The organism is Rhizobium sp. RAF36 (assembly GCF_052114105.1).
Lineage (GTDB): Bacteria > Pseudomonadota > Alphaproteobacteria > Rhizobiales > Rhizobiaceae > Rhizobium.
Genome location: NZ_JBFREC010000001.1, coordinates 191,588 through 217,939, shown reverse-complemented (window position 1 = coordinate 217,939; position 26,352 = coordinate 191,588). Strand labels below are relative to the sequence as shown.

At 62.8% G+C, this 26,352-nt stretch carries 24 protein-coding genes and 1 other annotated feature; of the genes, 17 read left to right on the top strand and 7 right to left on the bottom strand.

Translation table 11 applies throughout. The annotated features are described in order from the left end of the window. Nucleotides 1-218: 218 nt before the first annotated feature. Entirely contained in the window at nucleotides 219-2,120 is a 1,902-nt protein-coding gene (locus AB4Z25_RS01105) for an ABC transporter ATP-binding protein (protein ID WP_112537869.1), read from the bottom strand. 164 nt (nucleotides 2,121-2,284) lie between these two features. On the opposite strand from AB4Z25_RS01105, the gene AB4Z25_RS01100 reads away from it, so the two are divergent. The 3 genes from AB4Z25_RS01100 (at nucleotide 2,285) to AB4Z25_RS01090 (ending at nucleotide 3,154) form a co-directional block, all read left to right on the top strand. Next, nucleotides 2,285-2,515, top strand: coding sequence for a CopG family transcriptional regulator (locus tag AB4Z25_RS01100; protein ID WP_112386253.1), 231 nt, complete (start codon nucleotides 2,285-2,287; stop codon nucleotides 2,513-2,515). Between the two features lie 48 nt (nucleotides 2,516-2,563). Continuing rightward, a complete protein-coding gene (locus tag AB4Z25_RS01095; protein ID WP_442207809.1) occupies nucleotides 2,564-2,776 on the top strand; it encodes a type II toxin-antitoxin system RelE/ParE family toxin in 213 nt (70 codons plus the stop codon). An 87-nt stretch (nucleotides 2,777-2,863) separates the two neighbouring features. After that, a complete protein-coding gene (locus tag AB4Z25_RS01090) occupies nucleotides 2,864-3,154 on the top strand; it encodes an addiction module antidote protein (RefSeq protein WP_112386251.1) in 291 nt (96 codons plus the stop codon). Between the two features lie 42 nt (nucleotides 3,155-3,196). On the opposite strand, the gene AB4Z25_RS01085 is transcribed toward AB4Z25_RS01090, so the two are convergent. Further along, nucleotides 3,197-5,053, bottom strand: coding sequence for an ABC transporter ATP-binding protein (locus tag AB4Z25_RS01085; protein ID WP_112537870.1), 1,857 nt, complete (start codon nucleotides 5,051-5,053; stop codon nucleotides 3,197-3,199). 374 nt (nucleotides 5,054-5,427) lie between these two features. On the opposite strand from AB4Z25_RS01085, the gene AB4Z25_RS01080 reads away from it, so the two are divergent. From AB4Z25_RS01080 to AB4Z25_RS01060, 5 genes are all read left to right on the top strand, one after another. Further along, entirely contained in the window at nucleotides 5,428-5,889 is a 462-nt protein-coding gene (locus tag AB4Z25_RS01080) for a tRNA (cytidine(34)-2'-O)-methyltransferase (RefSeq protein ID WP_112537871.1), read from the top strand. Between the two features lie 180 nt (nucleotides 5,890-6,069). Next, the gene (locus AB4Z25_RS01075; protein WP_112537872.1) at nucleotides 6,070-6,744 is read left to right on the top strand and encodes a L,D-transpeptidase; all 675 of its coding nucleotides are present in this window, start codon (nucleotides 6,070-6,072) and stop codon (nucleotides 6,742-6,744) included. Between the two features lie 12 nt (nucleotides 6,745-6,756). After that, nucleotides 6,757-7,293, top strand: coding sequence for an OmpA family protein (locus AB4Z25_RS01070; protein ID WP_112515733.1), 537 nt, complete (start codon nucleotides 6,757-6,759; stop codon nucleotides 7,291-7,293). A 61-nt stretch (nucleotides 7,294-7,354) separates the two neighbouring features. Beyond that, entirely contained in the window at nucleotides 7,355-9,298 is a 1,944-nt protein-coding gene (locus tag AB4Z25_RS01065; protein WP_442207808.1) for an adenylate/guanylate cyclase domain-containing protein, read from the top strand. 74 nt (nucleotides 9,299-9,372) lie between these two features. Further along, nucleotides 9,373-9,428, top strand: a sequence feature (sul1 is cis-regulatory element that is thought to sense ions involved in sulfur or methionine metabolism; They are found in Alphaproteobacteria). 70 nt (nucleotides 9,429-9,498) lie between these two features. After that, nucleotides 9,499-10,965 carry a SulP family inorganic anion transporter gene (locus AB4Z25_RS01060; RefSeq protein ID WP_112537874.1) on the top strand — a complete coding sequence of 489 codons (1,467 nt, stop codon included), beginning with the start codon at nucleotides 9,499-9,501 and terminating at the stop codon, nucleotides 10,963-10,965. Between the two features lie 66 nt (nucleotides 10,966-11,031). Here the strand turns inward: AB4Z25_RS01060 and AB4Z25_RS01055 are convergent, their stop codons facing one another. Next, nucleotides 11,032-12,012 (bottom strand): SDR family oxidoreductase, encoded by a 981-nt coding sequence (locus AB4Z25_RS01055; protein ID WP_112537875.1) that lies wholly within the window; start codon nucleotides 12,010-12,012, stop codon nucleotides 11,032-11,034. A gap of 183 nt (nucleotides 12,013-12,195) precedes the next feature. Here AB4Z25_RS01055 and AB4Z25_RS01050 point away from each other — a divergent pair, with 183 nt between their 5' ends. Together AB4Z25_RS01050 and AB4Z25_RS01045 are read left to right on the top strand one after the other, a co-directional pair. After that, on the top strand, nucleotides 12,196-12,846 hold the full coding sequence (locus tag AB4Z25_RS01050; protein WP_112537876.1) for a glutathione S-transferase family protein: 651 nt from the start codon (nucleotides 12,196-12,198) through the stop codon (nucleotides 12,844-12,846). 265 nt (nucleotides 12,847-13,111) lie between these two features. Beyond that, a complete protein-coding gene (locus AB4Z25_RS01045) occupies nucleotides 13,112-14,758 on the top strand; it encodes a Na/Pi cotransporter family protein (RefSeq protein WP_112386243.1) in 1,647 nt (548 codons plus the stop codon). Nucleotides 14,759-14,767: 9 nt separating this feature from the next. Here AB4Z25_RS01045 and AB4Z25_RS01040 read toward each other — a convergent pair whose 3' ends face one another. Continuing rightward, a complete protein-coding gene (locus tag AB4Z25_RS01040) occupies nucleotides 14,768-15,031 on the bottom strand; it encodes a hypothetical protein (protein WP_112386242.1) in 264 nt (87 codons plus the stop codon). A gap of 165 nt (nucleotides 15,032-15,196) precedes the next feature. Here AB4Z25_RS01040 and hemF point away from each other — a divergent pair, with 165 nt between their 5' ends. The 3 genes from hemF (at nucleotide 15,197) to AB4Z25_RS01025 (ending at nucleotide 16,794) form a co-directional block, all read left to right on the top strand. Further along, nucleotides 15,197-16,108, top strand: coding sequence for an oxygen-dependent coproporphyrinogen oxidase (hemF, locus tag AB4Z25_RS01035; protein ID WP_112537877.1), 912 nt, complete (start codon nucleotides 15,197-15,199; stop codon nucleotides 16,106-16,108). Nucleotides 16,109-16,227: 119 nt separating this feature from the next. Then, complete coding sequence (locus AB4Z25_RS01030) at nucleotides 16,228-16,494, top strand: hypothetical protein (RefSeq protein WP_112386240.1); 267 nt, start codon at nucleotides 16,228-16,230, stop codon at nucleotides 16,492-16,494. A 114-nt stretch (nucleotides 16,495-16,608) separates the two neighbouring features. After that, entirely contained in the window at nucleotides 16,609-16,794 is a 186-nt protein-coding gene (locus tag AB4Z25_RS01025; protein WP_112386239.1) for a DUF1059 domain-containing protein, read from the top strand. On the opposite strand, the gene AB4Z25_RS01020 is transcribed toward AB4Z25_RS01025, so the two are convergent. From AB4Z25_RS01020 to AB4Z25_RS01010, 3 genes are read right to left on the bottom strand one after another with little or no spacing between them, the layout of a single operon-like run. Then, complete coding sequence (locus AB4Z25_RS01020) at nucleotides 16,795-18,048, bottom strand: CCA tRNA nucleotidyltransferase (protein WP_442207807.1); 1,254 nt, start codon at nucleotides 18,046-18,048, stop codon at nucleotides 16,795-16,797. After that, a complete protein-coding gene (locus AB4Z25_RS01015; protein ID WP_112537879.1) occupies nucleotides 18,045-18,695 on the bottom strand; it encodes a CoA pyrophosphatase in 651 nt (216 codons plus the stop codon). Before AB4Z25_RS01015 ends, AB4Z25_RS01020 begins: the two co-directional genes overlap by 4 nt. Continuing rightward, nucleotides 18,692-19,315 carry a DUF1285 domain-containing protein gene (locus tag AB4Z25_RS01010; protein WP_112537880.1) on the bottom strand — a complete coding sequence of 208 codons (624 nt, stop codon included), beginning with the start codon at nucleotides 19,313-19,315 and terminating at the stop codon, nucleotides 18,692-18,694. Before AB4Z25_RS01010 ends, AB4Z25_RS01015 begins: the two co-directional genes overlap by 4 nt. Before the next feature lie 157 nt (nucleotides 19,316-19,472). Here AB4Z25_RS01010 and AB4Z25_RS01005 point away from each other — a divergent pair, with 157 nt between their 5' ends. From AB4Z25_RS01005 to AB4Z25_RS00990, 4 genes are read left to right on the top strand one after another with little or no spacing between them, the layout of a single operon-like run. Beyond that, nucleotides 19,473-20,483, top strand: a complete 1,011-nt coding sequence (locus AB4Z25_RS01005; protein ID WP_442207806.1) for an AAA family ATPase — start codon at nucleotides 19,473-19,475, stop codon at nucleotides 20,481-20,483. A gap of 19 nt (nucleotides 20,484-20,502) precedes the next feature. Next, a complete protein-coding gene (locus AB4Z25_RS01000) occupies nucleotides 20,503-21,423 on the top strand; it encodes a DUF58 domain-containing protein (protein ID WP_112386234.1) in 921 nt (306 codons plus the stop codon). Next, entirely contained in the window at nucleotides 21,420-24,233 is a 2,814-nt protein-coding gene (locus AB4Z25_RS00995) for a DUF4159 domain-containing protein (protein ID WP_112537882.1), read from the top strand. The genes AB4Z25_RS01000 and AB4Z25_RS00995 overlap by 4 nt, the downstream gene beginning before the upstream one ends. 1 nt (nucleotide 24,234) lies before the next feature. Next, nucleotides 24,235-26,304, top strand: coding sequence for a hypothetical protein (locus tag AB4Z25_RS00990; protein WP_112537883.1), 2,070 nt, complete (start codon nucleotides 24,235-24,237; stop codon nucleotides 26,302-26,304). Nucleotides 26,305-26,352 lie beyond the last annotated feature (48 nt).

Below are 26,352 nucleotides of genomic sequence, written 5' to 3'. Positions count from 1 at the left end.
TTTTCGCGGAATTCCGCCCTGCCCCTCTCAGCGACGAATCTGTTGAAGACACAATTCGGCCACAGACTCCCCACCAATCCGGCGCGTTCTATGCTTGATCGCAAATTATGTCTACCCTTGACAAGGGGCTGACGGCACAATGTCGCGGGAAATTTCGGATGAAATTTTCAAGTCAATCCGTAGGCTTCGCGGGATTGGAGGGCGCTGGAGCCTCTGCTCTAGACCACCTTGGCCTCGCGTCCGCCCGTACCCTCGCCAGCGCCGTCATCGGAGGCGAGGAACCCGCCGGACTGCCGGGCCCAGAGTTCGGCGTAAAGCCCGCCCTTGGCAATCAGCGCCTCATGCGTGCCTTCCTCGATGATTCGCCCCTGATCGACGACGATCAGGCGGTCGAGCGCGGCGATGGTCGAGAGCCGGTGAGCGATCGCCAGCACCGTCTTGCCGTCCATGATGCGGTTGAGGTTCGACTGGATCGCCTCCTCGACTTCGGAATCGAGCGCCGAAGTGGCTTCGTCGAGCACCAGGATCGGCGCATCCTTCAGCATGACGCGAGCAATCGCGATACGCTGACGCTGGCCGCCGGAAAGCTTGACGCCGCGCTCGCCGACATGGGCGTCGAAGCCCTTTCGGCCGTTCTGGTCCTGCAGCCTGTCGATGAAACCCATGGCTTCGGCGCGCTTCGCGGCTTCGATCAGCTTGCCCTCGCCTGCATCCGGGCGGCCGAACAGAATGTTGTCGCGCACCGAGCGGTGCAGCAGCGACGTATCCTGGCTGACGACACCGACCTGCATGCGCAGCGTCTCCTGGCGCACGGCGGCAATGTCCTGGCCATCGACGAGAATGCGGCCGCCCTCGACGTCGTACATCCTGAGCAGCAGGTTCACGAGCGTCGATTTTCCGGCACCTGAACGCCCGACGATACCGACCTTTTCGCCGGGTGCGACTGTCAGCGAGAAGTTATCGATCACACCCTTGCTCTTGCCGTAGTGAAACGAAACGTTCTCGAAGCGGATGCTCGGCTCGCGGATGACCAGTTCCCTCGCATCCGGCTGATCGACGAGACCGAGGGGCTGAGAAATCAGCTCCGCGGAGTTCTGGATCGTGCCGAGATTGCGCATGATGCCGTTGAACTGCGTCATCAACCGGCCCAGCAGGAAATTCAGGCGCAGCACCAGCGCCAGCGAAAAGGCGACGGCGCCGGAGCTTATGAGTCCGCGCAGCCACAGATCGACGCTGAGACCTGCCATGGTGACGATCATCAGGCCCGACAGCAACGCCATCGAGGCGCGCACGCCGGTGATGAAGCGTGTGAAGCGCAGCACCGTTTCCTGATAGATATCGAAGCCCTGCCGCATGTAGCGGTCGCTTTCCTCGTCGCGGGCAAACAGCTTCAGCGTCTGGATATTGCTGTAGGAATCGACCATGCGGCCATTCAGCATCGACGCCGCCTCGGCCGTTTCGCGGGAGTGGAAGCGGATGCGCGGCACGAAATAGCGCGCCAGCACGCCAAAGGCGACGATCCAGAAAAACACCACGGCCGCGAGCGAGAAATCGAGCCTCGCAACGAGCACCAGCGTCGCCGCCGCATAGATGCCGACGAACCAGACGCTCTCCATCAGCGACGTCACGAGATCGCCGACCGCCTGCCCCGCCGACCAGACCTTGGAAACGATACGGCCGGAAAAATCACTCTGGAAGAACTGCAGCGACTGGCGCGACACATGCAGATAGGACTGCCAGCGGGCCAGATTGTAGAATCCGGGCGTGATTACCTGCTGATCGACCAGCGCGATCAGGAAGGCGACGACGAAGCGCACGATGCCGATCAGCGCCAGCATGCCGAAGAGCTCTGCGCCGTGATCGCCCAGCAGTTTGCTCCAACCGTCGCCGGGCTTGATGGTGCTCAGGATATCGACGAGCCGGCCGACGAACCAGAAGAGCGCCGCCTCGATCGCCGCCGACATTCCGCCGAGCACGAGCATCGCAATGAAGGGCCATCGTGCCTGGCCGATATAGAACCAGATGAAGCCCAGCGTCGAACGCGGCGGCTGGATATTATCCCGCTGACGGAAGGGGTCGATCCACGTTTCGAACAGGTTGAGAATGGGGCGCAGCAACATGATTGCCGATATAGGCAAAAACCCCGGACCGGCAAAGAGTAACGGCGGCTGACACAACCTTATATTTTGGTAATATTCGATAATATCGGCGTGAGGCGTGTTGAATGCCGCTGACCTCGCCACAATCTCGGAGTACAATCGCCGCTCAACGGAGACATCCAGGCATGGAAACGAAAATGCTGAGAGTGCATATTCCGCTTCCAATTGCGGAAAGGCTGATGGCCGCCGCCGAACATCTCGGGATCGAGCACGACGCGATCGTCAGCGAGGCCGTCGCCGTATGGCTGGAGCGAGAAGAAGAACGCCGCCTGCTCGACCTGCGCACGCTCGCCAGCGCCAACACCATGTTCATCGTCGAGACCCACCGCATCCGCGACTGGGCGGATAGCCTTTAGGCGTCACACTTGAAAAATTCAGGTTTGTGATTTATAAATCACAAACCAATGATCAGACTTTCGCAAACCGATATCTATCGAAAATGGGAGCGAAAGCTGAGGGACGAGCGCGCTCGTGCGGCTATCGCTGCCAGATTGACGCGGTTGAGCTATGGCCTAACGGGCGATGTAGAGCCGGTTGGCGACGGCGTCAGCGAGTTGCGCATTCATTACGGGCCGGGCTACCGGCTCTATATCACCTGGCGCGCGGCAAAGAGCTGATCATTCTTCTCTGTAGAGGAGACAAGAGTTCGCAGAGCCGCGACATAGCGCTTGCCAAGAGGCTTGCGCGCGAACTGGACGAGAACGATGGCTGAGAAATTACACGATTACGATCCGGCGGATGCGCTGACCTCGGACGAGGCGATCGACGAATTCATGAAGGACGCGTTTGAAAGCAGAGACGCGGGCTATATCGCCCATGCGCTCGGCATCGTCGCAAGGTCGCGCGGGATGAGCGAAATCGCCAAGGAGACGGGTTTGGCACGCGAAGCACTCTACCGTTCCTTCGCCGAAGATGGGAACCCGACGCTGAAGACGGTCCTGGCGGTGATGCAATCGCTGGGCTTGGAACTCACCGCAAAACGCCATACCGCCTAAGCAAAAGCCCTCCCGGCTTCCGCCGGAAGGGCTTTCTGATTTTCACTCCGCCGCGGCGTCGGCTTCTTCCTCGTGATCGGCCAGGAAACCGCCGGACTGGCGGGTCCAGAGGTCGGCATAGATGCCGCCCTCGCCGACCAGTTCGCTGTGCGAGCCTGACTCGATGATCTTGCCCTTGTCGAGCACGATCAGCCGGTCCATCTCGGTCAGCGTCGAGAGGCGGTGGGCGATGGCGATGACTGTCTTGCCCTGCATCAGCGCGAAGAGGTTTTCCTGGATCGCCGCTTCCACTTCGGAATCGAGCGCCGAGGTTGCCTCGTCGAGCACCAGGATCGGCGCGTCCTTCAGGAAGACGCGGGCGATCGCGATACGCTGGCGCTGGCCGCCCGACAGTTTCACGCCGCGCTCGCCGACCTGCGCATCCAGCCCCTTGCGGCCATGCATGTCGGAAAGCCCGTCGATGAACTCCCAGGCATTCGCCCGCTTCGCCGCCTCGATCACCTCGGCGTCCGTCGCATCCGGACGGCCGTAGGCGATGTTGTCGCGGATCGAGCGGTGCAGCAGCGACGTGTCCTGCGTCACGACACCGATCAGCGCCCGCAGGCTTTCCTGCGACACGGCGGTGATATCCTGACCGTCGATGGTGATACGCCCTGCTTCCAGGTCGTAGAACCGCAGCAGCAGGTTCATCAGCGTCGTCTTGCCGGCGCCCGAGCGGCCCACCAGACCGACCTTCTCGCCGGCCTTGATGTCGAGCGACAAGTTCTCGATGACGCCCTTGCCCTTGCCGTAGTGGAAGCCGATCCGCTCGTAGTGGATCGCCCCGCGCTTGGCCTGCAGCACCGGCGCACCCGGCAGATCGGTGATGTCGTGGTTCTTCGTCATCATATCCATGCCGTCATAGACGGTACCGATATTCTCGAAGAGCGCCGACACTTCCCACATGATCCACTGCGACATGCCGTTGACACGCATCGCCAGGCCAATGGCGATGGCAATGGCGCCGACCGAAATCTCGCCGTTCAGCCAGAACCAGATCGACAGGCCCGAAATCACGAACAGCGCGATGCAGTTGTTCATGTAGACCGACATGTGGAACAGCGTCACACGGCGCATCTGCGCATGCACCGTCTGCAGGAATTCGTCCATGCCTTCCTTGGCATAGCTCTCCTCCCGCCCGGCATGCGAAAACAGCTTAACGGTCGCGATGTTCGTATAGCTGTCGACCACGCGGCCGGTCATCATCGAGCGCGCATCGGCCTGCTGCTTGGCGATCCGGCGCAGCCGCGGAACGAAATAGGAGACGATGCCGACATAGACGCCGAGCCAGACGAGGATCGGGATCATCAGCCGCCAGTCAGCCGCAGCGATCACCACGATCATCGAGATGAAATAGGTGACGACATAGACGAAGACGTCGAGGATCTTCATCACCGTTTCGCGCACAGCAAGCGACGTCTGCATCACCTTGGTGGCAACGCGTCCGGCGAACTCGTTGGCGAAGAAGGTCATGCTATGACGCAGCAGGAAGCGGTGCATCTGCCAGCGGGCGATCATCGGATAGTTGCCGAGCAGCACCTGATGCATGATCAGCGAGTCGATACCCGCTGCCAGCGGCAGGCCGATCAGGATCAGCGCGCCCATCCAGGCGAGCCTTTGCCACTCGTTCTGCATGAAGGTCGCCTTGTCGGCGTTGCCGAGCCAGTCGACGATATCGCCCAGGAACTGGAAAAGCGCCACTTCGCCGACAGCGATCAGCGCGGTGAGGACCGCCATGATCGCCAGCCAGGGTGCCGCCGGCTTGGTATAGTGCCAGCAAAAGGCGAAAAGCCCCGTGGGAGGCGCCACAGGCTCCTCGCTGGGGAAGGGATTCAACCGCTGTTCGAACCAGCCAAACATGAAAATGCTCCGGAACCGTACCGTTCCGTCTCCCGGCCCGCGCAAATCCGCGCTTGAGCACATATGGGAACCGGACGTTCAAGGGGCGAGGCCACAACAGCCGCGCAATGGATCAATGGGGGATTTTGAGAAAGCTTTTGCGCGTCAGGAACGCGCCATCACCAGCGGTCGGATGACGGCCGGAAGGCGCGTGAGCAGCAAAATATTCATGTCGGCCTCCCTGCTGGCGTTTGAAGATGTGCACCGATAACGCGAAAATCGCCAAATTTCCAGCTGAAAATCGGCAGAAATTGAACATTTCAGGGTCAAAACGCGTCCTGTTGCGTTCAAAACACACATGTTCTAGGGCTGGCACACCCTTCCCGGAGATAACGATGACCGACCTCAGACTGGCGCTCTACCAGCCGGACATTCCCGGCAACACCGGCACGATCCTGAGACTGGCCGCCTGTCTGGGTTTTGCCGTCGATATCATAGAGCCAGCCGGCTTCGACATATCGGACCGCAATCTGAAGCGCTCCGGCATGGACTACATCTCATCGGCCGCCCTCACCCGCCATGTCAATTTCGACCGCTTCGAGGAATGGCGCGCAACCACAAGGCGCCGCCTTATCCTCGCATCGACCAAGGCCTCCAGCCCCTACACCAGCTTCGCCTTCCGGCCTGATGACATCCTGCTCTTCGGCCGCGAAAGCGCCGGCGTGCCCGACCACGTCCATGACAAGGCCGATGGGCGGCTCCTCATCCCGATGGTCGAGGGACAGCGCTCGATCAACGTCGCCGTCTCTGCCGCGATGATAACGGGAGAAGCGATGCGGCAGACGGTTTGGAGCTGAAGCGCCGGGCCGCTTCGGCGAAATATTGGGGCGAGATTGCCATCGCCGAGTAACGGCGAAGGAACCAGTTTCCCGAAAGCCGTAACGTGAGCCACCCATGCTGGAGAATTTTCTGTTGTAGCAAATAGAAAACCTGATTTACTGCGGTTTCGCTGCTTGGCTTTGAGGGGGATCTTGCCGATGGAGTGGACCCGCAGGACTGTTTTGCATGGGGGCATGGCATTACTTGCAGCGGGCGCGGTTCAGCGCCCGGCATTTGCCGCCGCCGCCTCGTATTTTGCCGGAACCGCCGTCGATAACGGCACAACCTATCAAAGCACCAACTTCGCCAAGATCGACAGGCGCTGGCAGCGCCAGGTCGTCAAGTATTTCAGCACCGAGCCGATCGGCACCGTTGTTGTCGATACCCGGCACCATTTCCTCTACCTGATCATGGAAAACAAGACGGCGATCCGCTACGGCGTCGGCGTCGGCCGCGAGGGTTTCAAGTGGTTCGGACGCGCCACGATCGACCGCAAGGCGCTCTGGCCACGCTGGACGCCGCCGCCGGAGATGCGCAAGCGCCATCCGGAACTGCCGGAATTCGTAGCCGGCGGCTCGCCGAAGAACCCGCTCGGGCCACGCGCCATGTATCTGCTGCGTGATGGCGTCGATACCGGTTACCGTTTCCATGGCACGCTGGAGCCCTGGAGCATCGGCAAGGACGCCTCGAGCGGCTGCATACGCATGTTCAACGAGGATGCGATCGACCTCTATCAGCGCTGCCCGATCGGCACCGCGGTGCAGGTCCTGCCGCATATTGCCGATCAGGCAGAGCCTGCAGCCCAGGTCAGCCAGACAACCCCGGTCGAATGAGGAAATCACCAGATGCCTTTCAAGACCGGATTTGCCGGCCGTCTCGCCGCCACAGCCATGCTGATGGCCCTTGCCTCCTGCACCACGAGCAATATTGCGTCGGTGGAGGAACCCGCGCCAACGCCGATGACCGGCAAGACTAATGACCCCGCCCCAGGCTTCGAGACGGTCGCGGCGGGCAGCGAGGAGGACTTCATCCTCAATGTCGGCCGCCGCATCTATTTCGCCCAGGATTCCGCCACGCTCGATTCCGTTGCCATGGCAACGCTGGACAGCCAGGCCGCATGGCTGAGCCGCAATCCGGCATGGCTGATCAAGCTGCAGGGTTTTGCGGATGATTCCGGCTCCGAATCCAAGATGCAGACGCTGTCGCAGAAGCGCGCCGATGCCGCCATGGCTTACCTCGTCTCGAAGGGTGTCGATGCCAAGCGCATGTGGGCCAAGGGCTACGGCAAGGACCGCGAGGTTCGCGACTGCACGGACCGCTCCTGCAAGGTGCAGAACCGCCGCGTCGTGACCAATCTGCGCAAGGAACCGGACGCCGTCTGATCGGATTGGTGGCGCGCTTTCTCCAAGCGCCGCCGCCTCTCCTGATGTCGAGGAAAATCGCGTGGGCTGGTCCAAACCCCTAAGGCTGCATCTCGGCGTCCTCGTCGTCGCATCGTTGCTCTGTACCTCGACGCCAATCATCTGGCTGGCCTTCAGCCATGGCCGCGAGGCGGCTGTCAGCGCCGGCGTGCAGCAGATGCGCGAAATGAGCCTGCGGCTGATCGATGGCTATCGCAACACGCTGCAGGGCGGCACCGAGGCCGTTGCCCTCGCCTCGACCTTGCCACAGCTCGCCTCCCCTCCGCCGCAGGATCTGCAGGCAAAGCAGGAATTTCTGCTCGAAGCCCTGCGCAATATTCCGGATGCTACGAGCATCTATACCGGCTATCCCGATGGATCCTACGTACAAGTCATCAACACCAGCAGGCGCGATGTGCGCCAAACCCTTGCGGCACCCGATGGCACCGCCTTCGCGATCAGAACCATCGCCGGACGGCAAAGCGCCGACGTCATTTCGACGCTCCGTTTTCTCGACAGTCAGGCAAGACCGCTCGGCGAGAAGAACATCGACTACGCTTCCTTCGATCCGCGCCAGCGCCCATGGTATCAATCCGCCGTTCGAGATGGCCAGGCGATCTCGAACGGCCCCTATGTCGCCGGAACGCTCCAGATCCCGACACTGACCGTCGCCGCGCCGATGCGCGACAACGTCAAGGTCGTCGTCGGCATCAATATCCACCTGCAAACCGTCGGCCGCCTGCTCGATGCGCAGGGTATCGCTCCGCGTGCACGCGCCTATATCATCGACGATGCAGACGACCTGGTTGCCCACTCCGACCCTGCCATCATGCAAAGGCTGCTCGATATCTGGTCGAAAAGCACGGGCCCGGCCGATACGACCGCCAACAGCTTCGACAGCAGCCTCGAAACCGTGGCCCGGCTGCGCCACGACCCGGCCTTTGCCAATGGCGGGTTGGCGCGCATCGAGCTCGACGGCGAAAGACACCTGCTGCAGATCGCCCCGGTCAGCGTCTCCGGTCTGTTCAAGGGCGATGTCGTCGCCATCGTCGTGCCGCTGGAGGATTTGGTAGCGCAGGCCAACCGGCTGCTGATCCACAATCTCCTGATCGCCGCGGGGTTCCTGATCGCCGGTGTCGCGGCATCGGTGATCCTGTCGCGCATCGTCAGCCGCTCGCTGAACAGGCTTGCCGACGAGGCCCGGCGGATTGGCGATCTCGATGTCGGCGAGAAGGCGGCCTCGCATTCCTGGATCTCGGAAATCAACACGCTGGCGACGGCGCTGGCTGCAAGCCGCCACGCCATCCGCCAATTCGCGCTCTATGTTCCCCGCGAAGTGGTCCGGCGGATCGTCGGTTCCGAAGACCGCACGATGGTCAAGGCGAGACGGCAGGAAGTCACTGTCCTCTTCACCGATATCCGCGACTTCACCACCATATCCGAGCAGCACTCGCCCGAGGACGTGGTCGATATACTCTCGGCCTATTTCGAGCTCTTGAACACCATCGCCGAGCGCCATGGCGGCACCGTCGTCCAGTATCTCGGCGACTCCATCTTCGTCATGTGGAACGCCCCCGTCGAAGATCTGAGGCACGCCGAAAACGGCTGCCGCTGCGCGCTCGCCATGAAGGCTGCGATCGATGCGATGAACGAAACCAATTCCGGAAACGGCCTGCCGGAACTCTTCACCCGCTTCGGCCTGCACACCGGCCCCGCCGTCGTTGGCAGCTTCGGCGCCATCTCGCGGCAGCAATACACGGCCATGGGCGACACGATCAACGTCGCCTCGCGGCTCGAAGGGCTGAACAAGCAGTTCAACACCTCGATCCTGCTGAGTGCGGCAACACGCGATGCCGTTGCCGGGCAGTTCGAAATGCACCCGCTCGGTCTGGTGCAGGTCAAGGGGCGCGCAGAGAAGGTGGATATATGGGAGCTTGCGGGGGTAGGCAGCGAGGAGAACATCGACGAACGGAAGGTCGCCGGATGATGTAGCAGCCGTTTCGCGCCAGAGCGGCGCCATATTGCATTGCGGAAGAATTGCGATAATACGAATTCACTCACCACGGACCCGGTGAAACTCCGGGTGGCTCTTCTGGCCGCCGATCCGCCAGACCACGCAAAACCTGCATGCCAATCAACCGGCCGCTCGTAAGAGCGCGCTAGTCATGCTTTGCGAGAACTTATCACATGCAATTTTCTTCCGTCCGCAGGGATTGGTCCGCCAATCCCAAGCGCGAAATGCTCGCTGGAGCAGTCGCGACATTCGCTTTGATCCCGGAGGTCATCGCTTTCTCCTTCGTCGCCGGTGTCGATCCTCAGGTCGGCCTGTTCGCGTCCTTTGTCATCGGCATCGTCATTGCCTTCACGGGCGGCCGTCCGGCAATGATATCGGCTGCGGCAGGGTCGGTCGCTCTCGTCGCGGCACCGCTGGTTCATGCGCACGGACTTCATTACCTCTTCGCCGCCGGATTGCTCGCGGGGCTGGTTCAGATCGCCTTCGGGATTCTGCGCCTCGGCGTCCTGATGCGCTATGTCTCGAAATCCGTACGAACGGGCTTCGTCAATGCGCTGGCAATCCTGATCTTCGCCGCTCAGCTGCCGCACATCATCCACGGAGACTGGCTGGCTTACTGCATGTTGGCCGCGGGTCTGGCGGTTATCTACATCGCGCCCAGGGTGACCACCGCCATCCCCTCTCCGCTGATTTGCATTCTGGTGCTGACGGTCGCTGCGATCTCGTTCAACCTTCCGGTGATGAGGATTGCCGATCTCGGCAAACTTCCTGATTCCCTCCCGGTCTTCGGCTGGCCCGCCGTCCCGATCACGCTCGAAACACTGACGATCATCGCCGGACCGGCGCTGGCCATTGCCATGGTCGGGCTGCTGGAATCGATGATGACGGCGAGCGTCGTTGACGATCTGACCGGAACGCCGAGTTCGAAGAACAGGGAATGCACTGGCCTCGGCATCGCCAACATGGCCTCCAGCCTGTTCGGTGGAATCGCCGGATGCGGCATGATCGGCCAGACGGTGAGCAACGTGAAATACGGCGGCCGTGGCCGGCTTTCCACTCTCTTCGCCGGCGCGTTGCTGCTCGTGCTGATGGTGCTGCTGAAGCCTTGGGTCTCTCAGGTTCCGGTCGCCGCACTCGTTGCCATCATGGTCATGGTGTCTATCGATACCTTCGACTGGTCGTCGTTGAAGACGATGGTCGTTCACCCAAAAATGTCGAGCGCCGTCATGCTCGTAACTGTTCTCGTCACGGTGTTCAGCGCCAACCTGGCTCTGGGCGTCACCGTCGGCGTCCTGCTGAGCGGCGTGTTCTTCATGTTCAAGGTGGCCCGCCTCCTGCAGGTGAAAACGGAGATCGACGCCGATGCCGGTCAGGTCAGATATCTGGTGTCGGGGCAGGTATTTTTTGCCTCGGCCGACGTCTTCATCGACGCATTCGACATCGAGCAGTCCAAGGGCATGGACGTGACGATCGACGTTTCAAAGGCCCATTTCTGGGACATCACGGCAGTCGCCGCACTCGATCGGGTCGTAGACCGTTTCAATACCCATGGCATCGCATCCCGTGTCTTGGGATTGAATGATGCCAGTGCCACTCTGATCAAAAGCCTGGATGGCTCAACGAAGCTTGAAGAAATCTGACCACGCCTCGGCAACGGGATCGATGACGGCAGATCGTCGTCATCGATCGTTTGCTCAAGGGAAGCCCTACCCCAACGCGCTCTGCGCCGCGCAGATCCGGTCGATCAGCGCATCGAACTCGCCCTTCGGCGGGCGGTTCTTCGCCAGACGCTGCTTCAGATGCAGGATCGGTTCCGCCAGGATGTCGTCGAGGTTCTCGGCACAGCTGAAATCACCCGCCACGCGCTTGACCTTCGAATTGTCGAAGATGGCGGTCCAGGCCTTGTCGCCGACCAGCGGACCGACCCAGTCCGGATTGTACTTGATCAGCGTGTCGGTCGGGACATGGACGATCTTGGCCTCGACGCCGAGCAGCCGCGCGATCGCTTTCTGAATGTCGTTCCAGATATGGGCGCGGTCGGAAGTGATGTGGAAGATCTCACCGAGCGCCGCCTGCTTGCCGAACAGTCCGGCAAAGGGAACGGCGAAATCGACGGAACGCGTCAGGGTCCAGGGCGTGTGGCCATCGCCGGCGACGATCGTCGGCTCGCCATCCAGCATGCGCCGCGCCATGATATCGCTCTCGCCCATCATGATCGGCAGGCCGGTGCGGACGGTATGGCTGGGCCGGACGATCGTCCAGGCGAGATTGCCGGATTTCTTAAGCAGCTCCTCGCAGGCGATCTTCGCCTGGCTATAGGGCCAATAGGGATTGATGGCAGGCGTGTTCTCGGTGATCACATAATGGCGCGCCGGCTTTTCATAGACCGAGGCCGACGAGATGAAGATGTATTGGCCGCAATGGCCGGAGAATATCTCGATATCGTGGGCGATCTGATCCGGCGTGAAGGCGATGAACTGGCAGACCACGTCGTAATTGGCCTTGGCGAGATCGGCATAGGCTGCCGATCCGAGTTCGCCGGTGATCGAGGTCACGCCGGCAGGCAGCGGATCGCCCCTGAGCCCGCGGTTGAAGACGCTGACATGGTGCCCCTGCGCAACCGCGCGCTCGACGCAGGGATAAGAGATCTGGCCGGTACCGCCGATGAAAAGCACGTTCAAAGCCATGGAAAAGACCTCGGTATGTGATGGGCAGGATCTGTGGTTGCTTTTCATAGCGCGAATGGGCCTGATCGTCTCCCGCAAATCCTAGGGGCGCGCCGCGGCCGGAAAGCGGTGCCAAGATACAAGCCGATGTCGGAACCCTGGCTGTCCGGACGTCTTCAAGAGAGACATGTTCTGGAGGAAACGATGACGATCACCATCACCGCCTTTGAATGCTCGCCCGATCGCGGCCGCGGAATGGCCCGCGACATGCGCGTCCGCTGGGCACTCGAAGAGATCGAGCAACCCTATGAGGTCCGTCTCGTGTCCTTCGAGGCGATGAAGCAGCCCGCCCATCTGGAGCTCCAGCCTTTCGGGCAGATCCCGACATACGAAGACGGCGACCTGGCGATCTTCGAGTCCGGCGCCATCGTGCTCCATATCGCGCAACAATTCCCCGGCCTGCTGCCCGCGGATCAGAACGGCCGCGCTCGCGCCATCGCCTGGCTGTTTGCCGCCGTCAGCACCATAGAGCCGCCGATTGTCGAACGGGAAGCGACAGGCTTTCTGGAGCGCAACGAGACCTGGTACGAACAACGCCTCCCCCTCCTCACCGGCCGCATCCGCAAGCGGCTGGCCGAGCTGTCACGACGCCTCGGCACTGCCGATTGGCTGGACGGCGATTTCAGCGCCGGTGACCTGCAGATGATCTCGGTCCTGCAGCGGCTCAAAAGCTCCATTCTGCTCGATGAATTCCCGAACCTTGCGGCCTATGTCGCCCGCGGCGAGGCGCGGCCAGCCTACAAGCGCGCGTTCGACGCACAGTTGGCAGTTTTTCTCGCCTCCTCGCAGAGGTGACCAAGGCCCTCCGAACCCGAAATCATCTGCGGCATCCGGTAGCATTCGCCGCCGGATGCCATTGATTTCCAGCGGCTCCGCCGTAGATGACGGCACATCCCTGCAATATGTCGCAAACGGCGTTGTGTTGCTGCCAAATCGGCCTATTATTGTTAGCCGGGCAAACAAAAATCCGTCACTGCGCAGCAATTTCAACGAATTGGCAATGACGTGATTCTAATATGCACAGCATTGCAAACGCCAACCAAGAAGAAGACTGCTGATAATGGAATCCACGATCGTCATGATAAACCTGTTCGGTGCCGTAGCCTTGCTGCTATTCGGCCTGGCGCAGGTCAAGGATGGCGTGTCGCGGGCCTTTGGCGCCAAGCTCCGGACAGGGCTTGCGACCGGCACGCGCAGCGGTCTGCGCTCCTTCTTCTCCGGTTTTGTCGCCACCGTCGCATTGCAGAGCTCGACGGCCACCGCGCTGATGGTCGCCTCCTTCGTCGAACGTGAGCTGGTCAAGCCGCGCATGGCGCAGATCGTGCTGCTCGGCGCCAATGTCGGCACCGCCGTCACCGCCTGGATCGTCGCCACCGGCATCGAATGGCTGTCGCCGCTGGTGATCCTTGCCGGCATCGTGCTTTATCGCAGCGGCTCCACCTCCCGCCAGGGCGGCGGCACGGCGCTGATCGGCATCGGCCTGATGCTCCTGTCGCTGCACCTGCTGAGCAGCGCCACAGAACCGATGCGCCAGTCGCCGGCACTCGCGGCCTTCGTCGGCCTGCTCGACAATGCCTGGCCGGTTGCGCTCGCCTTCTCGGCAGGCATTGCCTTCATCTCCTCGTCCAGCCTGGCTGCGGTGGTGCTGATCCTGTCGCTGGCATCAACAGGCATCCTCTCTGCGGATCTGGTGATCATCCTGGTGCTCGGCGCCAATCTCGGCGGGGCCATTCCGCCGGTTGTGGCCTCGCTCTCCGGCCCGGCTTCGGCCAAACGGGTGACATTGGGCAACCTGATCGTGCGCGCCATCGGCTGTCTCATCGCCCTGCCGCTCGCAGGATACGGCGCCGAATTGCTGGAGCTTCTGCCGCTGGCGCCTGCAAAGCTGCCGGTCGACGCCCATCTCGGCTTCAACCTGATGCTTGCCGCCGTCGCCTGGCCCTTCTCACGCCTGCTGTCGAAGCTGATGCTGCGTCTGGTGCCGGAAGAAGCGCAGCCCGATAACGCCCCGAAATATCTGGATCAGGGCGAACTTTCGACCCCGGTCGTGGCACTCGCCAGCGCCACCCGCGAAACGCTGGGTGTCGGCGATCTCATCGAGCGCATGCTGATGCGCGCCTCCGATGCCTTCGAGAAGGACGATCTCGCCAAGCTCAAGGAAATTCCCTCGCTCGAAAAGCGGGTCGATAGCCTGCAGCAGGAGGTGAAGATCTATCTCTCCAAGCTCGGCCGCGAAGGGCTCAGCGAAGAGAACGGCCGCCGCTCGATCGTCATCATCGACTATGCGATCAATCTCGAACATATCGGCGATATCATCGAGAAGGGTCTGCTGCCGCAGGTCACCAAGAAGGCTTCGCTCGGCCTGAAATTCTCCGAGGACGGCTATGAGGAGCTGAAGAAGCTTTTCCACCTGACGATCGACAATCTTCGCATCGCCCAGACGATCTTCGTCACCCGCGATTTCAAACTCGCCAAGCAGATGATGGAAGTGAAGGTCGAGGTCCGCAGGATGGAGAAGCAGTCCTCCGAGCGCCACCTGGAGCGCCTGCGTGACGGCCGCGCCGACAGCCTGCAGACCAGCTCGCTGCATCTCGACATGCTTCGCGACTTGAAGCGCATCAACGCCCATATCGTCTCGGTCGCCCACCCAATCATGGACGAGCATGGCCTGCTGATCGAAAGCCGCCTCAAGGACGCTGCGGAATAGGGATCGAAGTCAATCTGCCGATGGCAGCCGGCGCATCGTGAATTCTATCTGATCATTGTCCAGCTGCCGCCAGCTCTCGACCTCGGTCCAGTAGGCTGCCTTCGGATATTCGGCAAACCATTCGCGGGCCTTGGCCCGCGCATCGAGCAGCGCAAGCCGGTATGTTTCGCGCACGAAGCGGTCCGCGCCCGTTCGGGGCGTCCCCTCGGCACGATGCCGCTCGATCCTTCGTTTCAAGCCGTCGAATGACGGAGGTCCCGGAATTTTATTCATGAAACCTACCTCTGCCGGAAAAAGGTAGTATCGAAGCCGCTAATTTGCGAGTCGAATCTTGGCTGCGGCCTTCCGCCCGCTGGCGACTGGCGTTCCTAGCTGATAGGAGGCGTCGCAATCAGGAATGACGGGTCGCGGCTCCGGCTGCGGCCTATGGGGGTTAGTATGGAAAGACCAGTATTGCCGGCAGGCCTTCCCGCCGACATCGAAGACAAGAAGCTTGCGGCCCAGACGTGGTTCCGGCAGCTGCGCGACACGACCTGTTCCACCTTCGAGGCACTGGAAGACGAACTCGCCGGACCGATGTCCGATCGCGAGCCGGGCCGCTTTATCGGCAAAGACTGGTCGCGTGACAATGGCGCGGGCGGCGGCGGACGCATGTCGATGATGCATGGCCGCGTCTTCGAAAAGGTCGGCGTCCACACCTCGACCGTCTATGGCGAATTCGCACCCGATTTCCGCGCCCAGATCCCCGGCGCCAACGAGGACCCGCGCTTCTGGGCCTCCGGCATCTCGCTGATCGCCCATCCCGTGAATCCGAATGTGCCCGCCGTCCACATGAACACCCGCATGGTCGTCACCTCCACCCGCTGGTTCGGCGGCGGTGCGGACCTGACGCCGGTTCTCGACCGGCGCCGCAGCCAGGAAGACGAGGATACCCAGCTCTTCCACAAATCACTGGAGCTCGCCTGCCGCCAGCACGCGGTTGCCGATTACGATGCCTACAAGGCATGGTGCGACGAATATTTCTTCCTGAAGCACCGCAACGAGCCGCGCGGCACCGGCGGCATCTTCTACGACTGGCTGCATTCGAGCCCTGAGGCCGGCGGCTGGGACGCCGATTTCGCCTTCACGCAGGACGTCGGCCGGGCCTTTGCCGCAGTTTATCCACAGATTGTTCGCGCCAATTTCAACAAACAATGGACGGAACAGGATCGTGAGGAACAATTGATTCGTCGCGGCCGCTATGTGGAGTTTAATCTCCTTTACGATCGCGGTACGATCTTCGGGTTGAAGACGGGTGGCAATATCGAGTCGATTCTCTCGTCCATGCCGCCGACGGTGAAATGGCCGTAGGCGCCGCAGATCAGACTGTACGATAACGTACGGGTAAAAACATGTTGAATGCCCTTCAAGAAGGGTGAACGCGTTCTAAATCAATTTGTATGTGCATAACAATCGGAGGAGGATTGTCCATGACGATACAAAGCGGTTCATCCGCGGATGCGCAGCAATCATCCCGCGTAATCGATGCCCCGGAATTTCTGAGCCGTCTCGCAGAAGACATGCGGGCGAAAAGCGGCTCGGATCTGCCCCTTTCCTGCTTCATCGAGCAGGTCAAGCTTCAGCTCGCCGGCGGAAAGTCGCCCGAAGAGCTGCAGGGACAGGGCCGCGAAAGCGCCAATTCCAACACGCCTTACCAGTCTTCGGACTGCTACCGTTTCTGGGCCATGCCGGAATAACGATATCAATCCGGCCGATCGCCGCGATCGGCCGGAACCTTCTCCTCTCTTTGCACATTCAAGCTACGCGTGAATTTGCGCGATCCTGTCACGTTCCGGATCAAGGAGGATACAATGCGACTATTCGAATGTGGTACGCTCGTTCCAGGCTGCGACTGGCATACCCGTGCCAATGACGACGCCGAAGTCGTCCGCCGCGCGGTCGAGCATATGAAGACCGCCCACGGCGAGACTACCATCCGCGAAAACATGGTCGACAATATCAAGGCCCGCATCCGCAACGAAGCGAACGCGGCCTGATCATTTCGTGAGATCGTTCAGCCGGGCGAGCAGCGCCGCCCGGTCGGCAACGAAATTCTCATCGACCCATTGCTCTTCAAGCGTCTGCAACAACTGGCCGACGCGCGGACCCGACGGTATGCCGAACGCCATGACATCGCCGCCGCTCAGCGGAAATTTCGGCTTCTGCCACCGCTCCGCCTGCTCGAGCAGCTTGCCGAGACGCGCCGCCCGGCTCATCTCCTTCATGTCACCTTCCGCTTTGCTCCGCGCCACCGCAAGCGCCAGCTTCAGCCGTGCGATGATGCCTTCGGGCGCATTGCGGTAAAGCAGCCGGTCAAAGGCGGCAGACGAAATCTCGTCGTTGACAGGAACGGCAAGCGCCCAGGTTTTCAGCCAGGCAGCTTCGGCATTGGCAAGCTTCAGCCGCGCCGACATCGCCACCAGGCGGGGAACATCGGGCGGCACGATCGAGGCCAGCCGGAGCAGCGGATCCGGCGTCCAGCCCAGCGCCTGCTCGGTCGCCACCAGCCCCGGAATGGCGTCGATGCCCCACTTCTCCGTTTCTGGCAGGATCTCGTTCAGCGTCGCGACGGTTCGCATCCAGAGCAGCGCGCGGCCGGGATCCTTGGCCGACAGCAGCTTGCGAAGCTCGGACCAGACACGCTCGGCCGAAAGCGTTGCGAGCTTCGAGCGCGCCGCAGCAGAAGCTTTCAGCCCGGCCGCATCAGGCCTGCCGGAGCCGTAATAGGCGAAGAACCGGAAGAAACGCAGGATCCGCAGATAATCCTCGGATATCCGTGTCGCCGCATCGCCGATGAAGCGGATGTGGCGTGTCTCGATATCCGCAAGCCCGCCGACGAGATCGATCACCTCGCCCGCCGCATTGGCATAGAGCGCATTGATCGTCAGGTCGCGGCGCTCGGCGTCAACCTGCCAGTCGGTGCTGAAGGCGACCTTGGCGTGCCGTCCATCGGTCTCGACGTCGGTGCGCAGCGTCGTCACCTCGAAGGGCTTGCTGTCGAGAACCAGCGTCACCGTGCCATGCGCGATCCCTGTCGGCACCGCCTTGATACCCGCGGCCTTCGCCCGCTCGATCACGGCCTCCGGCGTCAGCGTCGTGGCCATATCGATATCGCTGACATCGAGCCCCATCAGGCTGTTGCGCACCGCGCCGCCGACGACCCTGCCCTCGCCGCCATCGGCATTGAGCAGCGAAAAGACGCGCGTCAGGCGCGGATCCTGAAACCAGGCTTCGTGAGCCACACTGGTCATGCATACATTCTTTCGTAAATCGTGCGGATGATGCCGGCGGTAATGCCCCAGATCATCCATTCCTCATAGGGCATGCGGTAAAACTGGCGCTGCACTCCGTTCCAGGGGCGGCTGTCCAGCGCGTGATTATCAGGGTTCATCAGGAATGACAGCGGCACCTCGAACACGCTTTCCACCTCATCCGGGCTCGGCGTCAGCGTGAAGCCGGGCTTGATTACGGCAAGAACCGGGGTGATGCGGAAGCCGGTCGCCGCCAGATAATCCGGCAGGCGGCTGACCGGTTCGATGAACATGTCGGCGAGGCCGATCTCCTCGCCAGCCTCGCGGATCGCCGCCATCTCCAGCGACTCATCGGTCGGATCCATCGAACCGCCCGGAAATGCGATCTGGCCGGAATGCTTGCGCAGCGTCTCGGTGCGCTTGGTCAGGATCACCCGCGCGTCGTCGCCGTCATCGATGACAGGCACCAGCACCGCCGCATCGCGCAGCTTGATGGTCTCGACATAGGGCAGAAGATCCTGGTTGATCAGGTGATCGCCATGATCGCGCCAGGCGAGATCGATCGGCCCGCCCTTCTGGTTGAGCGCCCGGCGGCGGAATTCGTCCGCCGAATAGAGCGGATAGCGGGAAGCAATCGGTTCGGTCATCGGGACAGCGCATCCAGTTCGTCTGCAGGCATGACGGGAAAGATCCGCCCGCCGGATCGAAGGCAGAACATCTGGCGCCCCTCAACCTCGATCACTTCGCCAAGCTCGACCAGCTCGTACATCACAGGACGCGCAACCAGCGCCTCCAGTCTGCCGCGCACATGCAGATAGGGCTTCAGCTCACTGTTCTCGCCATGGATGACGAAACGCAGCGCATGCTCGTCTCCGGCCTCGACGACATCGCCGGTATTGGTGCGAAACGTCAGCACCTGCGCGTTCCCACGTCCCGTCACACTCATCTCGACGGCGAGAAACGGCGCATCGGCGACGCGGATGCCGACCTTTTCCACAGGAGTCACAAGATAGGTCTTGCCGTCCTCATCCTTGCGCAGGACCGTCGAAAAAAGGCGGACAAGCGGCGCCCGGCCGATCGGCGTGCCCATGTAGAACCATGTGCCGTCGGCGCGGATTTCCATGTCGATATCGCCGCAAAAGGGTGGATTCCACTTGTCCACGGGCGGAAGACCGCGCGTTTTGCCACCGGTTTCGCCGGCGGCACGCGAAATCAGCGCGGCCAGCCCCGCTGCATCTTCGCTCGCCCTGATCTCTTCGCCTGCCATTCTTCTGTCCCGGTTTGCACTTAACGAGGGAAAGTCACGAGATAGTCATTCGAAACGAACTTGTCAGCCCGCAACATCTTCATAACTCTATCGGGTATGAGGCAGAGGTGTAAGTCCGCCGATTCGCGACGAATGATTTAGCCGTTGGAGATGCCTGATGGGTATGATGAAGACCGAAGACAGCCTCGATGAAAAGGCGATCGTTGCTGCCGCCGAAAAGGCGCTTGCCGATATCGCCCTTGTCCGTGAAGAAGTTTCGAAGGTGATCTTCGGTCAGGAAAGCGTCGTCGAGAACACGCTTCTCGCCGTGCTTTCGGGCGGCCATGCGCTGCTGGTCGGTGTTCCCGGCCTTGCCAAGACCAAGCTCGTCACCACCCTCGGCGAAGTGCTCGGCCTCGGCGCCAACCGCATCCAGTTCACCCCGGACCTGATGCCCTCGGATATTCTCGGCTCCGAAGTCATGGACCAGGACGAGAGCGGCCGCCGCTCCTTCCGCTTCGTCAAGGGGCCGGTCTTTGCCCAATTGCTGATGGCCGACGAAATCAACCGCGCTTCGCCGCGCACCCAGTCGGCGCTGCTGCAGGCCATGCAGGAATATCACATCACCGTCGCCGGCCAGCGCTACGACCTGCCGGCGCCGTTTCACGTTCTCGCCACCCAGAACCCGCTGGAGCAGGAAGGCACCTATCCGCTGCCCGAAGCACAGCTCGACCGCTTCCTGATGCAGGTCGACGTCAACTATCCGGAGCTTGCTGCCGAGCGGCAGATCCTGCTCGAAACCACCGGCCTCAGCGAGACCAAGCCGCAGGCGGTGCTCGATGCGGGCCGGCTGACGCAGATCCAGAGCCTGATCCGCCAGATGCCGGTCAGCGACAAGGTGGTCGATGCCATCCTCGCCCTCGTGCGCTCGGCCCGTCCCGGCCAGGGCAATGCGGCGACCGACAAGCATGTCGCCTGGGGCCCCGGCCCGCGCGCCGGCCAGGCGATGATGCTCTGCGCCCGTGCACGCGCACTCTACGAAGGCCGCCTCGCGCCTTCGCTCGATGACGTCTATGCTCTGGCCGAACCCGTGCTCGAGCATCGCATGGCCCTCACCTTCGCCGCCCGCGCCGAAGGAATGTCGGTCCGCGATGTGATTGCCGGCCTCGTCAAGCAGGCCCGGGGATAAGAACAAGGATAGAGAACGCGTGGCGTCTATCGGACAGATCGTCAATCCGACACCGGGCAGCGATGCGCTTGCACGAGCAAGGCAGCGCGCCTCGCTGGTGCCCGATTGTCTGGTCGAAGCCAAGCGCATCGCCAACACGGTGATCGCCGGCTGGCACGGCCGCCGCAAGCGCGGCATCGGCGAGAATTTCTGGCAGTTCCGCCCCTATACCGAAGGCGAAAGCCTGTCGCGCATCGACTGGCGCCGCTCGGCCCGCGACGACCACACCTATATCCGCGAACGCGAATGGGAAGCCGCCCACACGATCTGGCTCTTTGCCGACATGTCGCCGTCAATGATGTACAAGTCGACGCTCGGCAGCGTGTCCAAGGAAAGCCGCGCGCTTGTCATCATGCTGGCGCTCGCCGAAATCCTGGCGCGCTCAGGCGAACGCATCGGCTGCCCCGGCGTCATGGAGCCGGTTTCGGCACGCAATGCCGCCGAGCGTCTGGCAACCGCGCTGATGCATTCGCAGCTCACCGGCGGCCTGCCCGAAGTGGCGATGATCCGCGGCTGGAGCGATCTGGTACTGATCGGCGATTTCCTTGACGATGCCGATGCCGTCATGGCGCGGCTGACGCCGCTTGCCCGCCGCGGCCTGCGCGGCCATGTCGTCGAAGTGGCCGATCCGGCCGAGGAAATCTTCCCCTATAGCGGCCGCACCGAATTCACCGATCCGGAAACCGGCTCCAAGCTCGTCTCCGGCCGCGCCGAAAATATCCGCGATGCCTACACCCGGGCCTATCTCGCCCGGCGCGACAGTCTCGGCCAGTCGCTGCGTCATCTCGGCTGGACCTTCGTCACCCACCGGACCGACCATCTGGCATCCGAAGCGCTGGTGGCGATCCACATGTATCTCTCCGGCATGCCGGCCAAGGCAACGCATGGAGGGCAGCTGTGAACGCCCTTCCCTTCGCTTTTGCCTACCCCGCCATCCTCGGCGCTCTCATCGCCCTCCCCGTCATCTGGTGGCTGCTGCGTCTCACGCCGCCGCGCCCGAAGACCGAAGTCTTTCCGCCGCTGAAAATCCTCGCGACCGTTCTGAAGCGCGAGGAAACACCGGCGCAGAGCCCTTGGTGGCTGACGCTGCTGCGCATGCTGCTCGCCGCCGCGGTGATCCTGGCGATCGCCGACCCCGTCTTCAATCCGCGCACCAATTCGCTGGCCTCCGGCGGCCCGCTCGTGCTCTTCGTCGATAACGGCTGGGCAACCGCACCGGATTGGGAGCGCCGCGTGCAGACGGCCGAAGCGCTGATCGACGACGCGGAATCCGCAGGCAGCCCCGTAGCCATCGCCTTCACCGCCGACCCGACCAACGATGCCGTTCCCGGCACCGCGGCCGTCGCCCGCGACAAGCTGCGCGCCGCCGAACCCAAGCCGCTCGTCCCTGACCGCCAGCGCGCCTTCGAAGCATTGCGCGCCGCCTTGAACGGTACCAAGCCCGGCACGCTCGCCTTCCTGTCCGACGGCGCCGCCTCCAGGGACAACGAAACCGTCGTCCGCGACCTCGCCAACCTGCAGCCGGCAGAACTGCGGCTTGTCGAAGGCGATAGGGCGCAGACGATCGCCATCACCGGTGCTGCCAACGCCGCCGATGCGATGACCGTCACCGCCACCCGCCTCGACACGTCGGCCGCCTCGCAATTGCCGCTGACGGCGCAGGACGCCCAGGGCCGTGCGATCGCCGCCGGTTCCGTCACCTTCCAGCCCGGCCAGTCGGTGGCAACAGGGTCGATCGCCGCGCCCTTCGAGATGCGCAACGATTTCGCCCGCGTCAGCATCGACGCCCACGCGACGGCCGGTTCCGTCCACCTGCTCGACGACGGCTTCAAGCGCCGCCGCGTCGTGCTGCTCTCGGGCGAAGCAGGCGACGAATTCCAGCCGCTGCTCTCGCCGCTCTATTACATCCAGCGCGCGCTGCAGCCCTACGCGGATCTGATCGAACCGAATTCGCCCGATCTCGCCACCTCGATCCCGGATCTTCTTGCGCAGAACCCGTCTGTGATCATCATGGCCGATATCGGTCGCCTGCCGCAGGAAACCTACGAGCCGCTGCAGCGCTGGATCGCCAATGGCGGCACGCTGATCCGCTTCGCCGGTCCGCGCCTTGCCGCAGCCCCGGCTGACGATCCGCTGGTGCCGGTGACGCTGCGCCAGGGCGAGCGCGCGCTCGGCGGCGCGCTCTCCTGGGCCGAACCGCAGCCGCTCGCCGACTTCCCGAATTTCGGCCCCTTCGCCGGCATGGCGAGGCCAACCGACGTGACGATCAAGCGGCAGGTGCTCGCCGAACCGACACCTGACCTTGCCGAACGCACCTGGGCCAGCCTTGCCGACGGCACGCCGCTCGTCACCACCAAGCCGATCAGCGCCGGGCGCATCGTGCTCTTCCATGTCAGCGCCGAGGCCACATGGTCGAACCTGCCGATCTCTGGCAACTTCGTGGAAATGCTCCGCCGCATCGTCCAGCTCTCCCGCTCCGGCGGCGTGACCTCCGAGGCCGGTGCGGCATCCACCGCCGAGGCGCTGCCGCCCTTCCGGCTGCTGGACGCCAAGGGCGTGCTGACCACAGAAACCGGAACCGCCCGTCCGCTGATCCCGAACGCCAAGGCCGCACCGGTCTCGAATTTCGACAATCCACCCGGACTCTATGGTTCAGAAGATGGCTTTACCGCGTTGAATGTATTGCCTGATAATGCCGAACTGAAGCCGCTGGACACCGCAGGCGTCACCGTCATCCGCGCCGGATTGATCGGCGGCGAGACATGGTCGGCCAAGCCTGCGCTCTTCCTGATCGCCTTCCTGCTGCTGCTCGCCGACAGCCTGATCGTGATGTTCATGAGCGGCGCCTTCTCGCGCCTTCGCCCCGCCGCCCGCAGCGCCGCGCTGATTGCCGTGGCGATCGCCGCCGGCCTCTTCCTGCAGCCGCATGATCTCAGGGCCGACGATTCCAAACCCGGCGACGACCTGATCCTGCAACGGCTCGACAACACCCATCTCGCCTACGTCGTGACCGGCGAACAGGACGTCGACAACATCTCCGAGCGCGGCCTCGAAGGGTTGACGGAATTCCTCACCTACCGCACGACCTTGGAGCCCGCACCGCCGGTCGGCCTCGACCTGACCAAGGACGAGCTCTCCTTCTACCCGATCATCTACTGGCCGGTTTCCGCCTCCGCCCCGATGCCCTCGACGGCAGCGATCAACCGCATCGACGCCTATATGCGCTCGGGCGGCACGGTGCTCTTCGATACCCGCGACCAGTTCAGCGCCCTCGACAATTCCGGTGGCGCGCAGAGCGCCAATGGCGAGCGGCTGCAGCAGATCCTTGCCAATCTCGATATTCCGCCGCTCGAACCGGTGCCCTCGGACCACGTGCTGACGAAGTCCTTCTATCTGCTGTCGAGCTTCCCCGGCCGCTATGCCGGCAGCCCGCTGTGGATCGAGGCGCGCCAGGACAATCGCGCCAGCGATCCCAAGTCCGCCGCCTCCGCCGACGGCGTCTCGCCGATCCTGATCACCGGCAACGACTTTGCCGGTGCTTGGGCGGTCGATGAAAACGGAACGCCGCTGCTGCCGACCGTGCCGCCGGACGAGGCGCAGCGCGAATATGCCTATCGCGCCGGCGTCAACATCATGATGTATATGCTGACCGGCAACTACAAGACCGACCAGGTCCACGTCCCCGCCCTCCTCGAACGTCTGGGGCAGTGACATGACGCTCAATTTCGCCCCCTTCATTCCCTGGCCGATCCTTGCCGTCCTCGCCGTGATCGTCGCTGCCGTTGCCGCGCTTGCCATCCTGCGGGGCGTCCGCGGCGCCTGGATCCGCACGGTCGCGGCCATCGCCCTGCTTGCCGCCCTCGCCAACCCCCTGCTGATGCAGGAAGACCGCGAGCCGCTTTCGACGGTAGTCCCTGTCATCGTCGACCGCAGCCAGAGCCAGCAGACGCCTGAGCGGATCAAGATGACCGACGATGCGCTGGCGCAGCTGAAGGACCGCCTGTCGCGCTTCCCCGATATCGAGCCGCGCTATGTCGAGGCGACCGAACCCGAGGATTCCGACGCGCCCTCGACACGGCTGTTCAACGCCCTGTCAGCCGCCATCGCCGACGTTCCGCCCGCCCGCATTGGCGGCGCGATCATGTTGACCGACGGCGAGGTTCATGATGTTCCCGGCGTCAATCAGGCACTCGGTTTCGACGCCCCGATCCACGGGCTGATCACCGGCAAGCCCGACGAATTTGACCGCCGCATCGAGGTCATCAAGGCGCCGCGCTTCGGCATCGTGAATGAGGAGCAGCAGCTTGTCCTGCGGGTCTTCGACGATGGACCGAGCCCGGGCGGCACGGCGACCGTTACCGTCAAGCTGAACGGCGACGAGATCGCCACGCTGCAGGCCACACCCGGTCAGGATACGCCCTTCTCTTTCCGCGTTCCGCGCGGCGGCAGCAACGTGCTGGAATTCGCCGTCGCCGCCCTGCCGGGCGAAGTGACGGAAGCCAACAATCGCGCCGTCCATGTCATCGACGGTATCCGCGAAAACCTGCGCGTGCTCTTGGTGTCAGGCGAGCCGCATGCCGGCGAACGCGCCTGGCGCAATCTGCTGAAGTCGGATGCCTCGGTCGATCTGGTGCATTTCACCATCCTGCGTCCGCCGGAAAAGCAGGACGGCACGCCGATCAACGAGCTGTCGCTGATCGCCTTCCCGACCCGTGAGCTGTTCGTCGACAAGATCAAGGATTTCGATCTCATCATCTTCGACCGCTACCAGCATCGCGGCGTGCTGCCGATCCTCTATTACGATTACATCGCTCAATATGTCGAAAACGGCGGCGCGCTGCTGATCGCCGCCGGCCCCGAACATGCCGGCCAGGATTCGATCGCGCTGACGCCGCTGCAATCGGTTCTGCCTGCGGCACCGACGGGCCAGATGATCGAGAAAGCCTTCTATCCACGCCTCTCGGACGAGGGCCGCAAGCACCCGGTCACCCGCGGCCTCGACGGTTCCGCCGACGAGCCGCCGCATTGGGGCCGCTGGTTCCGCTCCGTCGGTGTCGAGCAGCCGCAGGGCCAGACCGTCATGGTCGGCGCCGACAACAATCCCCTGCTGGTCCTGAACCGCGCCGGTCAGGGCCGTGTCGCCATGCTGCTCTCCGATCAGGGCTGGCTCTGGGCCCGCGGCTTCGAGGGCGGTGGCCCGCACGTCTCGCTCTATCGCCGCATCGCCCACTGGCTGATGAAGGAACCGGCACTCGAGGAAGAGGCGCTGACCGCCCGCGCCCAGGGCCGCATGCTTGAGATCACCCGCCAGACGATCGGCGGCGATCCCGGCGAGGCAACCGTCCGCTACCCATCCGGCAAGACCGAGAACCTGCCGCTCGCCCAATCCGAACCGGGCCTCTACAAGGCCGAGAAGAAGATGGACGAGATCGGCCTCTTCGAGATCCGCAACGGCGACCTGACGACCCTCGTCCATGTCGGCGCCGTCGATGCGCCGGAATTCAAGGCGATGGTATCGACGACCGAGGCGCTGAAGCCGATCACCGACAAGACCCGCGGCCTCGTTGCCCGTGTCTCGGACGCAACTGGCGCCATCGAAGTGCCGCCGGTTCTGCCGGTGCGCGGCCAGATCCGTGTCGCCGACAGCGAGCGGATGCAGATCAAGCTCACCAACGAGACCGTGCTCAAGGGCATCAACACGCTGCCGCTGTTTGCCGGTTTTGCCGGTGTCGGCGTTCTGCTGCTGGCCTTCGGCGCCATGTGGTGGCGCGAAGGGCGCTGAGCGGCTTTGTGCGAAGGCGAGACTCTGATATCGGCAGGGCGATAGCAA

What these genes read in the sequence shown, in the direction of transcription:
- AB4Z25_RS01105 (WP_112537869.1), bottom strand. Translation starts at nt 2,120, where the DNA reads ATGTTGCTGCGCCCCATTCTCAACCTGTTCGAAACGTGGATCGACCCC.
- AB4Z25_RS01100 (WP_112386253.1), top strand. Translation starts at nt 2,285, where the DNA reads ATGGAAACGAAAATGCTGAGAGTGCATATTCCGCTTCCAATTGCGGAA.
- AB4Z25_RS01095 (WP_442207809.1), top strand. Translation starts at nt 2,564, where the DNA reads ATGATCAGACTTTCGCAAACCGATATCTATCGAAAATGGGAGCGAAAG.
- AB4Z25_RS01090 (WP_112386251.1), top strand. Translation starts at nt 2,864, where the DNA reads ATGGCTGAGAAATTACACGATTACGATCCGGCGGATGCGCTGACCTCG.
- AB4Z25_RS01085 (WP_112537870.1), bottom strand. Translation starts at nt 5,053, where the DNA reads ATGTTTGGCTGGTTCGAACAGCGGTTGAATCCCTTCCCCAGCGAGGAG.
- AB4Z25_RS01080 (WP_112537871.1), top strand. Translation starts at nt 5,428, where the DNA reads ATGACCGACCTCAGACTGGCGCTCTACCAGCCGGACATTCCCGGCAAC.
- AB4Z25_RS01075 (WP_112537872.1), top strand. Translation starts at nt 6,070, where the DNA reads ATGGAGTGGACCCGCAGGACTGTTTTGCATGGGGGCATGGCATTACTT.
- AB4Z25_RS01070 (WP_112515733.1), top strand. Translation starts at nt 6,757, where the DNA reads ATGCCTTTCAAGACCGGATTTGCCGGCCGTCTCGCCGCCACAGCCATG.
- AB4Z25_RS01060 (WP_112537874.1), top strand. Translation starts at nt 9,499, where the DNA reads ATGCAATTTTCTTCCGTCCGCAGGGATTGGTCCGCCAATCCCAAGCGC.
- AB4Z25_RS01055 (WP_112537875.1), bottom strand. Translation starts at nt 12,012, where the DNA reads ATGGCTTTGAACGTGCTTTTCATCGGCGGTACCGGCCAGATCTCTTAT.
- AB4Z25_RS01050 (WP_112537876.1), top strand. Translation starts at nt 12,196, where the DNA reads ATGACGATCACCATCACCGCCTTTGAATGCTCGCCCGATCGCGGCCGC.
- AB4Z25_RS01045 (WP_112386243.1), top strand. Translation starts at nt 13,112, where the DNA reads ATGGAATCCACGATCGTCATGATAAACCTGTTCGGTGCCGTAGCCTTG.
- AB4Z25_RS01040 (WP_112386242.1), bottom strand. Translation starts at nt 15,031, where the DNA reads ATGAATAAAATTCCGGGACCTCCGTCATTCGACGGCTTGAAACGAAGG.
- hemF (WP_112537877.1), top strand. Translation starts at nt 15,197, where the DNA reads ATGGAAAGACCAGTATTGCCGGCAGGCCTTCCCGCCGACATCGAAGAC.
- AB4Z25_RS01030 (WP_112386240.1), top strand. Translation starts at nt 16,228, where the DNA reads ATGACGATACAAAGCGGTTCATCCGCGGATGCGCAGCAATCATCCCGC.
- AB4Z25_RS01025 (WP_112386239.1), top strand. Translation starts at nt 16,609, where the DNA reads ATGCGACTATTCGAATGTGGTACGCTCGTTCCAGGCTGCGACTGGCAT.
- AB4Z25_RS01020 (WP_442207807.1), bottom strand. Translation starts at nt 18,048, where the DNA reads ATGACCAGTGTGGCTCACGAAGCCTGGTTTCAGGATCCGCGCCTGACG.
- AB4Z25_RS01015 (WP_112537879.1), bottom strand. Translation starts at nt 18,695, where the DNA reads ATGACCGAACCGATTGCTTCCCGCTATCCGCTCTATTCGGCGGACGAA.
- AB4Z25_RS01010 (WP_112537880.1), bottom strand. Translation starts at nt 19,315, where the DNA reads ATGGCAGGCGAAGAGATCAGGGCGAGCGAAGATGCAGCGGGGCTGGCC.
- AB4Z25_RS01005 (WP_442207806.1), top strand. Translation starts at nt 19,473, where the DNA reads ATGGGTATGATGAAGACCGAAGACAGCCTCGATGAAAAGGCGATCGTT.
- AB4Z25_RS00990 (WP_112537883.1), top strand. Translation starts at nt 24,235, where the DNA reads ATGACGCTCAATTTCGCCCCCTTCATTCCCTGGCCGATCCTTGCCGTC.